This is a genomic window from Streptomyces cavernae (assembly GCF_004023625.1).
Lineage (GTDB): Bacteria > Actinomycetota > Actinomycetes > Streptomycetales > Streptomycetaceae > Streptomyces > Streptomyces cavernae.
The window spans coordinates 308055-322255 of sequence record NZ_RPDJ01000011.1; the positions used below are offsets into that span (position 1 = coordinate 308055).

18 protein-coding genes are annotated in these 14201 nt (G+C 68.9%); 8 read left to right on the forward strand and 10 right to left on the reverse strand.

What is annotated here, in order from left to right; translation table 11 throughout:
• The first annotated feature begins 2 nt into the window (after nucleotides 1–2).
• The 7 genes from EF387_RS23310 to EF387_RS23340 all read left to right on the forward strand — a co-directional run bounded on the left by EF387_RS23310 (nucleotide 3) and on the right by EF387_RS23340 (nucleotide 4529).
• Nucleotides 3–419: a hypothetical protein gene (locus EF387_RS23310; RefSeq protein WP_238431643.1), complete on the forward strand. Its 417-nt coding sequence runs from the start codon at nucleotides 3–5 to the stop codon at nucleotides 417–419.
• An 83-nt stretch (nucleotides 420–502) separates the two neighbouring features.
• On the forward strand, nucleotides 503–1201 hold the full coding sequence (locus tag EF387_RS23315; RefSeq protein ID WP_128378534.1) for a PP2C family protein-serine/threonine phosphatase: 699 nt from the start codon (nucleotides 503–505) through the stop codon (nucleotides 1199–1201).
• Nucleotides 1202–1344: 143 nt separating this feature from the next.
• On the forward strand, nucleotides 1345–1884 hold the full coding sequence (locus EF387_RS23320; protein ID WP_128378535.1) for a hypothetical protein: 540 nt from the start codon (nucleotides 1345–1347) through the stop codon (nucleotides 1882–1884).
• 79 nt (nucleotides 1885–1963) lie between these two features.
• Complete coding sequence (locus EF387_RS23325) at nucleotides 1964–2362, forward strand: hypothetical protein (protein ID WP_128378536.1); 399 nt, start codon at nucleotides 1964–1966, stop codon at nucleotides 2360–2362.
• Between the two features lie 179 nt (nucleotides 2363–2541).
• Entirely contained in the window at nucleotides 2542–3288 is a 747-nt protein-coding gene (locus tag EF387_RS23330) for a hypothetical protein (RefSeq protein WP_128378537.1), read from the forward strand.
• A gap of 138 nt (nucleotides 3289–3426) precedes the next feature.
• Nucleotides 3427–4149, forward strand: coding sequence for a DUF6409 family protein (locus tag EF387_RS47530; protein WP_202918349.1), 723 nt, complete (start codon nucleotides 3427–3429; stop codon nucleotides 4147–4149).
• 32 nt (nucleotides 4150–4181) lie between these two features.
• Nucleotides 4182–4529: a hypothetical protein gene (locus tag EF387_RS23340; RefSeq protein ID WP_128378538.1), complete on the forward strand. Its 348-nt coding sequence runs from the start codon at nucleotides 4182–4184 to the stop codon at nucleotides 4527–4529.
• Nucleotides 4530–4671: 142 nt separating this feature from the next.
• Here the strand turns inward: EF387_RS23340 and EF387_RS23345 are convergent, their stop codons facing one another.
• The 10 genes from EF387_RS23345 to EF387_RS23390 form a co-directional block, all read right to left on the reverse strand.
• The gene (locus EF387_RS23345) at nucleotides 4672–5115 is read right to left on the reverse strand and encodes an NUDIX hydrolase (protein ID WP_238431644.1); all 444 of its coding nucleotides are present in this window, start codon (nucleotides 5113–5115) and stop codon (nucleotides 4672–4674) included.
• Between the two features lie 55 nt (nucleotides 5116–5170).
• Nucleotides 5171–5782, reverse strand: a complete 612-nt coding sequence (locus EF387_RS23350) for an AAA family ATPase (protein ID WP_128378539.1) — start codon at nucleotides 5780–5782, stop codon at nucleotides 5171–5173.
• Nucleotides 5704–6564, reverse strand: a complete 861-nt coding sequence (locus tag EF387_RS23355) for a hypothetical protein (protein ID WP_128378540.1) — start codon at nucleotides 6562–6564, stop codon at nucleotides 5704–5706. Before EF387_RS23355 ends, EF387_RS23350 begins: the two co-directional genes overlap by 79 nt.
• Nucleotides 6565–6621: 57 nt before the next feature.
• Nucleotides 6622–7410 carry a hypothetical protein gene (locus tag EF387_RS23360; protein ID WP_128378541.1) on the reverse strand — a complete coding sequence of 263 codons (789 nt, stop codon included), beginning with the start codon at nucleotides 7408–7410 and terminating at the stop codon, nucleotides 6622–6624.
• A gap of 1 nt (nucleotide 7411) precedes the next feature.
• On the reverse strand, nucleotides 7412–8389 hold the full coding sequence (locus EF387_RS23365; RefSeq protein ID WP_128378542.1) for a radical SAM protein: 978 nt from the start codon (nucleotides 8387–8389) through the stop codon (nucleotides 7412–7414).
• Between the two features lie 152 nt (nucleotides 8390–8541).
• Nucleotides 8542–9150, reverse strand: coding sequence for a hypothetical protein (locus tag EF387_RS23370; RefSeq protein WP_128378543.1), 609 nt, complete (start codon nucleotides 9148–9150; stop codon nucleotides 8542–8544).
• On the reverse strand, nucleotides 9147–9632 hold the full coding sequence (locus EF387_RS23375) for a hypothetical protein (protein WP_128378544.1): 486 nt from the start codon (nucleotides 9630–9632) through the stop codon (nucleotides 9147–9149). The genes EF387_RS23370 and EF387_RS23375 overlap by 4 nt, the downstream gene beginning before the upstream one ends.
• A gap of 138 nt (nucleotides 9633–9770) precedes the next feature.
• Nucleotides 9771–10232, reverse strand: a complete 462-nt coding sequence (locus EF387_RS23380) for a hypothetical protein (RefSeq protein WP_238431645.1) — start codon at nucleotides 10230–10232, stop codon at nucleotides 9771–9773.
• 17 nt (nucleotides 10233–10249) lie between these two features.
• Nucleotides 10250–11188, reverse strand: a complete 939-nt coding sequence (locus tag EF387_RS23385; protein WP_128378546.1) for an ATP-binding protein — start codon at nucleotides 11186–11188, stop codon at nucleotides 10250–10252.
• 113 nt (nucleotides 11189–11301) lie between these two features.
• A complete protein-coding gene (locus tag EF387_RS23390) occupies nucleotides 11302–12504 on the reverse strand; it encodes a helix-turn-helix domain-containing protein (protein ID WP_128378547.1) in 1203 nt (400 codons plus the stop codon).
• Between the two features lie 553 nt (nucleotides 12505–13057).
• Between EF387_RS23390 and EF387_RS23395 the strand changes: the two genes are divergently transcribed.
• Nucleotides 13058–13900, forward strand: coding sequence for a helix-turn-helix domain-containing protein (locus EF387_RS23395; protein WP_128378548.1), 843 nt, complete (start codon nucleotides 13058–13060; stop codon nucleotides 13898–13900).
• Nucleotides 13901–14201: the final 301 nt, after the last annotated feature.

Genomic DNA, 14201 nt, shown 5'->3' on the forward strand with positions numbered 1-14201 from the left:
ACATGGACAACACCTCCGAAACGCCCCGCGACTGGGGGGTCATCGCCGTCACGACCACCGTCCTTGGCACGGCTGACCGACAGGTGGCTGAGGAGATGGCCGCCGATGTGGAGAACCTCACCGTCATCAGCCGTGTGCCCGGGGGTCAGTGGCAGCCGGTCTCCAGCGCCGACGGGCCGACCCGGTGCGTCTTCCTTGTCGAGGCCGAGATGCAGGTCGGGACCCTCACCGACTACTCGAAGCACTGGGAAGCGGCGCACTACAGCGGCGGTCACGTCTCGCCGTACGTCTGCACCTGGGGAGGCGCCGCGTTCACCGTCGGTGTCGAGCACCTGGGCACGAGCGAGGACTCGTGGATGCGGTACCGGCTCAGCGTCGGTGACGACACCGTGTTCGTGACCCTCGACGGTCGCGCCTGATCCTCGCTGCGCCCCGGCCCCTCGACCTGGCCGGGGCGCTCTGCCTTCCCCGCCATCCACCTGCAATCCCCGTTCGGAGAAGCATGCCTACTCACGCCACTGCCCAGCTCATCGGCGGCCGTTCGTACCAGTGCGACGCCACCGCCACCTACACGATAGGCAAGACCCGCGCCTACGTCCTGCTCGACGGCATGGGCGACGAGCAGGAGGTGGGCGACTGGACCCGCTCCATCGCTCGCCCCCTCGCTCACGCGGCCGCGCGCCGCGCCGACGCCGAGGTCGGCTTGCGCGTCTTCCACGCCCAAGTCGCCGAGGAGCGGGCCGCGCGCGGCTTGTACTCGCCGGGCGAGCCGTGCGCGGTCGCGGTCGTCGCGGTCGTCGTCCCCGGAGAGCTGGTGCAGGTCGCTTGGTGTGGAGACGCCCGCGCCTACGTGCTGCACCAGGGTGGGCGGTTGGAGCGGCTGACGAGCGACCACAACGACCGGCAGCGGCTGCTCGACATGGGGATGGCCCCCGGCCCGGGCGCGCGGCATGTGGTGCGTTCGTTCCTGGGCTACTCCGGCGAACTGCCGCAGATCGGGGCGGCGATTGGTCCGGATTCGGGGCGGCTGCTGCTGGCTTCTGACGGCGCGTACGAGCCGCTGGAGGGCTCCTGCCGGGATCTGTCCGCCTATCTCACAGGCGGCGTGCATGAGGCCGCGCGCAGCTTCGTGGAGGCCGCCATCGACCACGGGTCCATCCGACCGGACAACGCCACCGTGCTGGTGGCCGACTTTGGCTGACCCGTCCCGGCTGTGCGCCGGCTGCTCGAAGCGGCCGGAGCACAGCTCTGCTTAGTTGACCAGACTTGTTTTCACGTTGGGGCATATGTAATCTACGTGTTGAGGGGCCGGACCGCCCGGCCCAACATCCAGAGGAGGTCACTATGTTCGAAGCCAACTGGTACGCGTGGTTACACCAGACGGCCGAGACCATGCCCGCCGAGCTCGCCATTGACGGCCGCGAGCGGCCCGTCACTCGCTATGCCGTGCTCCGCGTGCTCCGCAACGAACTCCGCCCGATGCTCACCTACGGTCCCACCTACCAGCCGACCGTGGCCGACCGCGCCCTGCGCGCACTCGCCCTCTTCCATCGCGGGAAGGGCAAGCAGGCTGTGGACGCGCTGGACCAGGCCTGCGAGGCCGCTGCCGACGTTCGCGCAGCCGACGCCTACGACCCGGCCGAAAGGTACGTGACCGCCTCCTCTTGGGCCGTCTCGCAAACAGTCGGCAGCGGTATCAACGGCGCGGTCCTTAACGTGCACGACCTGGACCACGAGGCCCCGAATGCCAGGGGCGGCCTCGGGGTCGTCGTCTGGCATCCGGTCCATGACGGCCGGGAGTTCACCAGCTCCCACGAGGCCCGCGCCTACGCCCTGCGGATGGGGCTGCTCCGGCGCTTCGCCCCGCGCTTCCAGCTCGTCTGACCGTCCCTCTCGCCGCGTCCCGGTAACTCGACCTTGCCGGGGCGCGGTTCCCGCCCATCCGGAAAGGAACCGCCGCCTTATGAACCAAGCTCCCGCCACCCCCACGGTCGCCATCGCCCGCGAGCTGCGCCGCCTCGGGCTGAAGCAAGGCCGCGGCAAGGACTTCACCGTCACCGGCTTCTATCGGCGAAGCGAGTGCATCCACACGTACGTCGTGACCTACGGCCGTCACGCCGAGCGCGTCATCGCCAAGCACGCCGACGACATCGAACGGCGCACATCCGAGGCCGGCTGGTCGTTCACCGTCTCGGTCCGCTACGCCCCGTCTGGCAACCCGATGAGGGACGTGCACAACGGCGTCGGCGAGCGGGTCCGCGAGACGCCGCCCGCCGTCCCGGCCGCGGCCGCCGAGGAGTTGTCGGCCGACGAGCCCGAGCCCGCTGTCGCGCCTGCCCATCATGTGCCGCTTCTCGGATGACCCGTTAGGAGGTCGAGCGGGCAGCCTGAGCTGCGGAAACCCCCGGCCGCCGTACCGGCCGGGGAAGCTCCTCGACCTATATTAATGTCCAGACTTGCTTTCACGTTGGGACACAGGCATACTTGGTCTTGCGAACGGGCACGGAAAGACCGGCCCCACTGACCGAAAGGACCACCGCAATGGCCACCAAGACCATCTACACGATCACCACCGCCGACGACACCAAGGTCGACGTCCGCAGCGAGGGCAAGGCGGCCGACAAGCTGGCCGACAAGCTCACCGCCGACACCGGCCTGGTCCACCGCGTCTACACCCCCACCGGCAAGCTCCGCTACGAGACCGAGGTCGTCGAGGCCGCCCCCGCCGACGACGTTCCCGCGGTCGACATCAACGAGGCCATCGAGGAGGTCCTCGCCGAGGACGAGGAGACCGAGACCGCTGAGGGGATCGACGAGGCTCCCGAGTCGGAGGCCGACGAGGTTGCCGAGGAGGACGTCACCGAGGCTGTCGAGGACGTCGAGGGCGTCGAAGAGGCTGCGGCCGAGGTCGCCGATGCCGCGGTCGAGCCGGCCGCTGGGGAGGGCGACGAGGAGGCCCCGGCCGCCAAGGGCTTCGTCTCCTACGCCACCCTGATGGACCTGCTGAAGAGCGACGATGAGACGGTCCGCAACGACGCGAAGGCCAAGTGGGACTTCCGTCTGGAGGTCTACAAGAAGCGCACGGTCGCGAAGGACCCGGCCGAGCGGATTGTCGGCCCGGCCATGGCCGCCGCCCTGGAGCTCGGCGAGACGACCGACGGACGGACCCGCGCTTCGCTGGCCAAGCGCGGCCTGATCGAGGTCGCCGAGGACAAGACCTTCACGGTCCTCCCTGCTGGCAAGGCAGCTCTCGCCGCCGCGATCGCGGCGGTCACCCCCGGCGCCTGACGCCCCGAAGCTGCGTCCCGGCCACTCGACTTGGCCGGGACGCAGCGCTTTTGCAAGACGTGATTTCACGTCGGGACCTATGCATAATGGTCTTGTGGACGGGCCGGAACCGCTGGCCCCACCAACCGGGAGGACGACATGACTGCCACCGCCACCACCTCTGAGACGCTGGCCCCCGGCACCGTTGTGCGCGCCCCCCGCTACCAGGAAGGCAAGTCCACGGGCATCCGCCGCGGCATTGTCCTGCGGACGTTCGCCGACAGCGGCGACCCCAAGTCGGGCTACCTCGTGTGGTTCTACACGCTCGGCGCCGCCCACCAGGACGGCCGCGGCGACAACTGCGCGGTCAGCCTGGCCTTCCCGCGCGAGATCACCCACCTCGGCACCGTCGAGGACATGTCCGAGCGGACGCTGCTCAAGCTCGGGCAGGGTCTGCGCGACTGGCCTGGAACGCGATCTACCGCGCGTACGTCAACAAGCGCCGACTCCGCCAGGCCTGACGCCTCCCAGCCGTGCCCCGGCACTCGACCTGCCGGGGCACGGCACCCCGACCCGAACCGCCCACTCGTCCTTGGTGAACCCATGGCCACAACCGCCACCACTGCCGACGACACCCGCGACTGGGGCATCATCGCCGTCACCTCCCAGCTCTTCCACTACGGCAGCCAGCAGGCAGCCGAGGAGTGGGCTGACGACCTCCTGCACCTCACGGTCGTCTCGCGGGTGCCCGACGGCGAATGGGAGCCGCTGCACAAGACCGACGTGCCGGTGGACCTCGATGCGCTGAGCGACAAGCAGTTGGCCGCGCTTCAGTTCGAGGCCGCGCGCATCCTCGCCCGGCGCCACGGCCGCGCACTGTGAACGCCTCCCGCCATCCCGACGAAAGGACACGCGTGTTCCCTGACCGCGACTCCTGGGCCTCCGCGGCTGAGCACTACATCCGTACCCTGCGCTCCCCGTCCGAGCGGGTCTCCCGCCAGCCGACCGAGTGGCAGTCTACCGAGGAGACCGCGCGCCTGGCCGAACTCTCGCGCAAGATGACCGCCGCCCGTGACGCTGCCGCCGAGAAAGCTCTGCAGGCGGCCATAGAGCGGGAAGTCGCGCGCCGTAACAATAACGAGGGCTGGCACCAGGAACTGGCCCGCCGCGCCCGGGTGACAGCCGCGACGCAGATCACGACCGTCACCATCCATCAGGACGGTACCTCGACGCTGAGCGAGCCCCGGCCGTACTCGCTGTGAGTCCCTTCCGCGCTCCGGCTGGCCGTCGGCCGGAGCGCGGCACGTCTCCACCCCGCCCAATGCACGCAAGAGCGGGGTCTGGCGCACAATGCGCCAGGCCCCGCTTCGTGTTCTGGTGCGTTGTTCTGCTACACCCAGTGCCCTACACGGACCTCTCCCAGCCGTGCACGGAGAACGGCTCGCCTTTGAGGTAGTGGGCGATGCCCAGTGCGTTGTACGGGACGGTGTGGTCGGGGAGCTGGCCAATCGGGTGCCAGGAGAGGCCGGCGCACTTGTGCTCCTCCATGTTCCGCGGCTCGCCCTCCCAATGCCTGGCGACGAAGAACCAGCCGACTCGGGGCTGCCCCTCGGGGTTGCGGAAGTGCATGACGTGCACGACCCGCAGGGCCTCCCGCTCGACGACGATGCCGGTCTCCTCCCGCGCCTCCCGGATCACGGCGTCGAACACGTCCTCGTCCTCGTCGAGCTTGCCGGAGGGCAGATTCAGCTTGCCGTCGGCGTAGCCGGTGCCCCGCCGTTCGGCAAGGCATACGGTTCCGTCGCGCTCGAGGATGAGCATCACGTCGTTCACGGGCTGTTGGGGCACTGTGCTTCGTCCTTCGACCGGTGGGGCGCTTGCCGGTAGGGGACTGTAGCCGGGATCAGACCGCGATCAGCCCCATATCTCCAACGTGCGTCACGGTCCACTGGACACGCTCGGCGACCGTCAGGCCCGTGGGCATTTCGAGCAGCGGCACGCCCGTGGCCCGGCACGCTTCGTAGATGGCGGTGTCGGACTCGTCCTGGATCCCGAGGACTTTCTCCCGCATGCGGTCGCCGCCGGCTTTCTGGTCGTAGCGGTCCCGGCAGTACACGATCGCGTCGTAGGCGGTGGGCATCCAGGCCCGGCACATGGCTTCCGCCGCGGCGAGGACGGCGGCGGTGCCCGGCTCGTTCGGGTCGAGGACCACGCCCGCCAGGGCCAGGACGTTCGCGGGGGTCTTGTCGGTGACGAGGACCTGGTGGTGCCGGGCGGCGCGCAGGGGCACGGTGAAGTGCTGGGCGAACAGGTCCAGTTCAGCGACCAAGTCGAAGTTCCCTTCTCCATGAAGGACGATGTCCTCCATGAACGGGCTGGTCCGGGCGGGCTCGCCAGTGCAGGCGACGCCGATGCTGTGTTCGCGCAGGTGCGCGGTCAGCGCGTGGACGAACGTTGTTTTGCCCGCGGCCTGGGTGCCTTCGACGGCGATAACGCGGCACTCGCGAATGGGCACGGGTCCTCCAGGAGGTCGGTGAAGATGGGGTTTTCCAGCCAGGCCCAGGCGCCTTTCGCGGCCTCGGCGATGATTCGGTTGACGTTCAGGCCTTCGTCGGCCCATACGGCGAGTCCGGCCGTGCGGGCGGCGACGTAGGCGGTAGAGACGGAGTGGCGGAGGTTGAGGACGCTCACGCGCTCCCGGCCCTCCTTCTGGCCGTCCTCGACCCAGCGGCGGTGCCAGGCGGGCATGGACGCCTGGCGGAGCTCGGGCTGGGTGACGTCGAGGCCCAGCTCGGTGCACACGTCGACCAGGCGGCGCGAGGTCCCGGTGAGGAGATGGCCGGCGTCATACCGGGTGTCGACGTAGTGGCTCTCGTCCGGGTTGGCGCCGCGGCGGTCTTTCCACTGCGCGCGGGCCTCCTGCAGGGCGGAGGCCGCGTCCGTGGGGGCGTTGGCCTCCAGGACCGACAGGTCGGCGCAGAACTGGTGCCCGGTGATGATCGTGGACGTCTCCGCGGCCGCGGCGACGGTCGCCGCGGCGTGCCGGATGAGTTCGTCCATCTCGCCGGGCTCCTCGACGTACACGCTGGTCCACTCGAACGGCACGCCCACCAGGTCCGGCGTGCTGCTGGCGGGCAGGTCGAGCCACGTGACGCTGTAGCAGAAGGGGCGTTGACCGTTCTTGATCCGGTAGTTCTTCGTCCACTCGACGTCGATGGACGCGATGCGTACCGTCCCCGAGCGCCGCGGCGGCGGCTGCAGGGAGCGGGCGCGGGGCAAGCTGCTTTTGATGATCATGGGTGTTCCTGCCGTAGAGCGGGGCCGTACGCCCGGTGCGCACGGCCCCGCCGGACGCTACTCGCTGCGTGCTGACGCCACGCCGCCCAGGAAGGAAGGCGCCGCCTCCCACGCGGCCTCTGATAGGGCGTCGAAGATGCTCAGCGGCTCCTCCCAGTGCAGCCGGCCAGTGTGCTTGCCCCCCAGCAGCGCCGTGGCGAGAGCTGAGGACAGGACGCTGACGGCCAGAGCGTCCGGTGAGAAGGCCGCAGTCCGCTCCTCCATGAGGGCATCGCACGCCTCCTGCCCGCTGACGTGCTGCTGTTGGCCGGCGAAGGATTTGAGCGGCTCCAGGCCGTGCGCGGTGGCGGTGTCGCTGATTAGCCCAGCCGGGCCGAGGTCGTGGCTGGTGTCCACGCAATGGGCGGTGCCCCGTTCTCGGGTCGCGCGGTCCTTCCAGGCGCCGGCGATGGCGGTCACGCCCGGTCGGCGCGGCTCGCCTTCGGTGCGGGGGAGCTGCTGGAGGACGTGCAGATCGTCGGCGCCGTTGTGCCACACGATGATTTGCGACTTTCGACGGGCCTGGACGAGCACGGTGTCCAGCTGCCTGACGATCGCCGCAGTCTCACCCATGGCGTCCGGGAGGAGGACCCGGTAGCCGAAGTGCATGAGCGGGGCGGAGATGGGCAGTGACTGGGTGCGGTGGATCTTCATCAGCACCACGCCGACGCCCATGAGCATCGGCTCGTCACCGGCCTCTCCCCAGAGCAGAGAGACGCTGGTCAGCCACGTGGCCGGCTTCTGCACGGGCGCGGTGACCGAGCCGAAGGGGGTCTCCGGCCATCCCAGGTTGGTCCGCTCCAGCACGTCACACCCCCTGGGTGACAGCGTGGATCGAGCGGCCGACGTACTTGGAGATGTGGTTCCTCTTGAAGCGGTACCGCTTCCAGATGTCGGTGATGGGCTCCTTGAGGACGTTGCCCAGGTTCTCCCACAAGTCCGGCGCGTCGTAGACCGGCCATGCCCGTGCAACGCCGTTCGGCTCCACGACGATCATGTGCCCTTCGTTCTCCGGAGTCCACGCTGTCAGCCGAAGTGCCGGGGACCACTGCATCTCGGCGCGCTGCTCCTTCAGCCGCGCGAACGTGGTCTCGGCCTCGTCGGTGGTGATGAACTCGTGGTCGGCGAGGCTCAGGGCGTTGCCCTTGCGCAGGGGCAGGATCAACTTCACCTTCGTGGCGTCTAAGACGTCGGCGATCTGCACGGTGAAGGGCAGGACTGAAAGGGTGGAGCGGTACACCACGGCCGACAGAGCGAGGGGAATGCCCTGTTCCTGAAGGATCCGGACGCCGGCCATCGTCTTGTCGTAGTCGCCGCGGACGCGTTTGAAGGCGGCGCGGGGCCCCTCGAACCCGACGTTGGCGTAGGCGATCTTCCCCGCGATGTTCCGCGCGTGGTCCAGGGCGTGCGTGGCGTTCGTGGGCACGGCGACGATGTGGTGCCCGTGGAAGATGTCGACGACCTCGCTGAAGTCCTTCCGCATCAGCGGCTCGCCGCCGGACAGGAAAACCCGGCTGACCCCCTGCAGGTTCTGCCGCATGGTGTCGAGCTGGTCGAGGCTGGGGTCCGGCATCTGCAGAGTCTCGGAGCAGAACGAGCAGTCGAAGTCGCAGCGCTTGGTGACCTGCACGATCACGGACAGCGGCGCGGTGAGCGTGTTCGCGATGTCGTCGATGGTGACGTCCGACGGGGCGTCGAAGTGCTGTCCGTTGAACGCGTACCCGACACCCCCGCTGAGGTCCCTGTGCGTCTGCTGGGGAACGGTGGGTATCCCGAGGTTGGTCATGGTTCCTCCATGGTTGGTTGGGTTGAGCGGGGTTGCCCGGCGCGGGGCGGGACCTGGTCGTGGGGGAGCACGAGTCGGGTGTTCGTCCCGCGCCGGGGGTCTTGCCCTGTCCGATGGCCCAGGTCGTATGGCACCGGGCCACCGGACAGGAGTCAGCCGATAGCCGCCGCGAAGGCGACCACGGTGGTGCGGCGCAGTTCGCGCACGGCCTGGCGGGCGACGACGAACGCAAGGTCGGCGGAGCCGAAGAGGACCAGGGCGTCGGGATCCTGCGGCCCCTGCTCGCCGGGGCGGGGGTAGAGCGTTCCGCGTACACCGATCGGCTCGGCCTCCCGCACGCGGAGCTTCACGTGCCCCTCGCGCAGCCGTGGGCACAGGCGCGGCGCCGTCTTCGCGCAGGCCTCGCACATGGGCGGTATCGCGGAGCGCACGCCCTCCCAGCGCGCGTCCACGCTGTCGTCGAGGAGGGGGAGGACCCACAGCATGCCGCGTTCGTCGCGGGCGCCCGGCTTCTTGCAGCACGCGCAGAGCAGGTTCTCCATGGCGGTCCGTTGTCGCTCGGGGTGGAGCTCGGCCGCGTACTCAGGTCGGCCTGTGGCCGTGCCGCCGCACAGGGCCCACAGCACGCCGTCCACGTCGCGCGCGAGGGCGTCCTGCGCGGGATCGGCGTATGCGACGCCGGACGCGGTGACCGTGACGGGCGGGGGCGAGGTGCTTTCCCCCGTCCACGGCGTCACGTACGGCACGGTCAGTCTCGTCACGGTGTTCCCCCGTAGGTCGGCTGCAGGAAGGCGATGAAGGCGTAGTGGCAGTGCAGCCAGTGCAGGTATGCCTCGTACGCCTCGTCAGTGCAGGGCATGGCGGTCCTGTCGATCGCGAGGACGCCGTCAACGAAGCCGGATCCGGCGAGACGGCACGCGAGGTGAAACTGAGGTTGAGCAGAGAGCGGGCCGCCCGTGGGTTCGTCGGTGAAGCGCTCCCGGTGCACGACCCATCCCCGGTAGCGGGCGTGCACGCCCAGGAGGGCGTGCGTGGCGTCGACGTCGACTCCGTGACTGGCGAGAACATACGTGGACACCTTGATGGGACGGCCGGGTTTGATGGCGGCGAGGGCGTCCTCAAAAACGCTCCGGCGTAAGGCGTCCAGCCTGCTGTCGATGGTCGGACGGAACCGGGGCTCCGTCGGCCTCCACCACAGGCGCGGCTCGTCGAGCTCGTCAACCGGGACGGGCTGGAGCCTCATGACGCCCTCCTGAACAGCTTCGTCATGGGTGCTCGCTTCGAGTTGAGGGCCTGCGGCCGGGGAGGATCCGGCCCCTGCCGCAGGGGCTTGGCAGTGCTCGTGGACGTCCGGGGGGCCAGCGCCGGCGAGCACGGAGTCTCAGGTGGTGATGCCGAGCTGCACCGCGAGCGCGGCGTGCGGTGTTGGCTCGGGCCGGAACTGCGCCAGGGCTTCGCGGAGCGGCCCCGTCGGGACGAGCCGGTCGCTTGCCGAGGGGCGGACCCAGAAGGGGCCGGGCGGGACTCTCCGGTTCAGGGACGGCAGGATCATCGTGTGAGGAGCGCCGAGGCACACGGCGTGAGTGTGCGGCTCCCACTGGTCGGAGGGCCCTGGCGGGACCAGCCAGTAAAACCACCCGTGCTCGGGGTTCTCGATCACCGGGCCGCAACCGCCCTGGATCTCGTCCATCCGGGCGACGGCGGCTCGTGCCTGCATGCTGGAGCTGGTGATGACGACGTCGAAGAGGTTGCCCCCGAGGCGTACGCGGGTGTCGCGGCGGGCCTCGACTGCCATGAGGGTGCGGATCACCTCGGCGAGGTCGGCCATATCGGCGGCTGGCACGGTCGCGGCCGGGGCGGTCACAGGTCCACCGGGCCGGGTCGCAGGGTGGCGCGGACGGTCTTGCCGTCGAAGTCGGAGTTCACGGACCAGGTGATGTCCACGCCCTGGCGGGCGATCGCCCAGAGGCCGCGTCCCAGTTCACCGGCGATGGCCTCGTCAAAGTCGGGGAACGTGGGGTTGGGGTCTGTGACGTCGATGAGCAGCTCGTTGGCCTGAGTGATGCTGAGGCGGGCGCCGAAGCGTTGCCCCTCCTTCTCGGGCGTGAGGGCGTGCTGCACGGCGTTGTTGATGAGGACGTGCAGGACGTCAACCGCGAGGTGCTGGTTGCCGGGCCATCTCAGCATGGTGAGCCGGGTTCGGCCTTGGACGCGGGCTAACCCCGTGGCGCTGGGATCGGCGGGGAGGTCTAAGGGGATCTCGCGCACGACCGGCGCGGTCGCCGCGGCGGGTTCCATGTCGGAGGGTCCTTCGGTCAGGGGGAGGGTGAACCAGGTTGTTGTTCCGTCGTCGCTCACGCCCCAGGCATCGGCCAGGGATTCGACAAGGAGTAGCCCGCGGCCGCTCTCGTCGTCGGGTCCAGCGCAGCGAGGTTCGGGGCGGAGGGGGGAGCCGTCGTTCACGTCGATCTTGAGGTGGTCGCCCTGGAGGGAGAAGCGGACGCCGATGTCGGGACCGGTGCCGTAGTGAAGGGCGTTGGTGGCCAGTTCGGAGAGAAGCAGTTCCGCGGTCTCGACCAGGTCGGGGCGGCCCCAGTGGGTGAGGCTGGCGCGGAGGATGCGGCGCAGTCGCTGCGGCCAGGCGGCGTCTGCTTCGGAGAGGCCGCCGCTATCCGGGTCGAGACGCCGTTCGATGCAAATCTTGCGGGCGGTCTCGGTGCCTCGTAAGCATCTCGGTTCATTGGCGGTGCCCAGGGCGCGGCGACGGGTGCGCTCCTGGTCCGCGAGGTGGGTCGTCATGGTCGGCTCCATGTCGAAATGGCCAGTGACGACATGGTGGGCCCACAACTAGGCCCCAACTATCATGAGTTGATGATAGTTGGGGCCAAAGCCTGACTGGGTGTGACGGGTCGTCAGGCGACCTGCCCAGTCCCTGTGCTCAGCCAGGATCCGTACGACAGGAAGCTTTCGGGCAGGCGGCGGTGGGCCGCCTCCAAGCCGGCGTACGTCTCCCGCACCATCGGGTGGTACTTGGCTTGCTGCGGGGCCGCCTTGCGGGCCTTGAGGAGGCTCTGGAAGGAACCTTCCAGGTCGTTGGTCCACATCTGCGCGCGGGCGACCTCGGCGTGGTGGTGGCTCGTCCGCGACTTCGGCCAGTTCTGTGGGATGGCGAGGCCGTTCGTGGCCTCGACTGCCTCGCCGTACTGGTCGAGTTCGGCGAGGACAGAGACTCGGTGCACCTGGACGTTGGTCGGGCCAAAGGTGAGGTAATGCACCTTGACCGCTTCGCCGGTCGCTCCGGCGATCCGCTTCGCCTCTTCGAGGTGGGACAGGGCGTTGTCCTCGTCGTGAGCTCGGCCGGCCATCACGGCGCCGCCGAGGTGGAGCTGTCCGGTGACGACCTCGCGTTCGCGGGTTTCGTCTGCCTGCTGGAGTGTGGACAGTCCCTTGGCGACGAGTCGCTGTCCGATCTCGAACTTGCCCTCGCGTAGGTAGCTGAGGGCGCGGAGGTACTGGTACATGCCTCCGAGGACGGCATCGGAACCTCGTTGTGCGGCCCAGTTCATGCGGGCGAGCGAGAGCTGGGCAAGGTCCGAAAATCCGAGCTTGGCGGCGACGTCGTAGGCCGTGCGGTAGAACGACGCGACGGTCAGCCATCCTTCCGTGCTGTTCAACGAGTGGGCCGCCGTGGTGCCCTCCTCGATCAGCCCGGCAACGTTGCTGGCGGCCTTCTTGATTTCGCCCGCGCGGACGGCCACCAAGAGGGCCTCGGCGTCTTCGTTGAGTTCCTCAAGTCGCCGCGGCTGGATGTCGGGGTCGGGTCCCAGGTCGTAGACGTCCAGGGCCTCCCTGATGGGCCTGATCAAGATGTCGAGTTCGTCGGCCCTCAGCTCGTCGGCGTAGGGCTGGCCCACCACTGTGGCGACCTCAATCCGCAGGCCGCGCGCGAAAGCTGCGATGACGTGCGGGGTGGCAGGGATGACACCCTGCTCTGTCTTCGTGTACGTGCTGTACGGGATCCCGGCCAGTTCCGAGGCCGCTTTTTGAGTGAGGTGGCGTTCACGGCGCAGCCGCGCCATGCGCACGCCGATGTGGTCTTCGGGCAGAGCGTGCATACTGGCTCCTGTTCTGCTTCGACACCAGAACGGTACCCCGCGATCGGCTTCGCGGGGGACGGACGGACCCCGCTCCCACGGAGCGGGGTCTTTCGTTGATGGCCCGTCAAGCCGCCTCGCAGCTTGCCGGGTTGCGTATGGGGATACGGGTGAGCGGGTCGTTCCTCTCGGCTTGCGCGGGACGCACGTACACGGTGCGGGGAACGCGGGAGCCCGGCTGCCAAGCCCCCTGAAGGGGTGCGCCCGCGCTTCGTGGCTGGCTTCGTCCAGGTCTTCCTCGAGGCGGGCATGCCCACCTTGAGGAAGTGCTGGAAGTCGGGACCAGCCGTGATGCCCGCAAGCGCAGGCAGGTAGAGCCGGGTGGCGAGCGGGTGCGGAGGTCGCACACCTGCTCGGGCTGGGTCGTCTGTTCGCTTTTCCGGTGGCGGATGTGGCGGGGTCCATCGTGTACGGGGGTGCTGCTGGTCGGCTACTCTCGTCGGTCTGGCCGCACCTTCATGGATTCGCGTAGTCCCGATTGACATGCACGCCGGGTGGGTTGTAATGTGTGGACATGGAGCCCCCGAAGCTGCCCGAAATCTTTGCCGACTACTTCGACCCCCTTACCGCGCTCGACCCCAACCTGGACGAGGTGGACCAGCTCGTCGACCGAACCAAGCGCCTCACTCGCGCCCTCGACGCCTGGCCCCACCTACAGAAGTCCATGGGTGCCCTGCGCGCTCTCGACGTGCTCGCGCTCCGCGACGCAGGCAGAACAGTGGACGACCTGATCCACGACCTCGGCGTCACCCGAGGCCGCGTCTACAGCCTGATCAAGACGGCCCGAGAAGACCCCGCCATCGAGGAGAAAGCGGTCCTACCCGCCCCGTTCGACACGCTCCTCACGCCACTCCTGGAAGGCGCCGGCACGCTGGAGCGGGCCCAGCGACTTCAGTACCTGCTCTCCCAGGGCGCGCTGAACGACGGCAGCCGGCACCTGGCATGGGTTCGCTCGAACGACGTGCTCGCGCTGCATCGCGGCCACGGCATCAAGTACGAGCGCATCGGCCCGATGATCGGCCTGACGAGCGACCGTGCCGCACACATCGCCGACATGGCTAAAGGAACCTACAAGAGCAAGCTGCCCGCCGGGCGGCGCCCCGTCGACCCGAACGCGCCCAAGCGGAACAAGCCCGGCGAGTCCGCGAAGGCTGTCGAGGATGTCATGCGCGCCCTCGAAGCCCCCTTCTCTATGGCCGAAATTACTGAGGCGTCCGGATTCAAGCCCGGCCAAGTGCAGCGCGTCCTTAAGACGCTCAAGGCTCAAGGGTTGGTGCGGGATGCCGGTCCCCGCCCGAAGGGAGTCGGCGGCCGGAACGTCGCCACGTTTGAGTTCGTCGGTCAGGAAAACCCGTGAAGGCGGTACGGCCAGGCTTGTTTTAACGTTGGGTCATATGTGTTCTTGGTCTCGTGACGGGCTGGAACCCCCGGCTCACTGACCGACAGGACTTGGCGGTGGCGACCCCCGCCGCCTGTGCGACCTGTTCGGCCTGTCCGTCGGCGCGGCGCTGCGTTACACCTCCACCGTCGATCAAGACGGCTTGGTTGAGTACAACCTCCGAAACGCCTGCGCACCTCCCACACGTACCGGCGGCACCGGCTGACGCCGTCGGTTCGGGATTCGGCTTCGGGGCACGTAAACCGGCGGTACGGCGGAC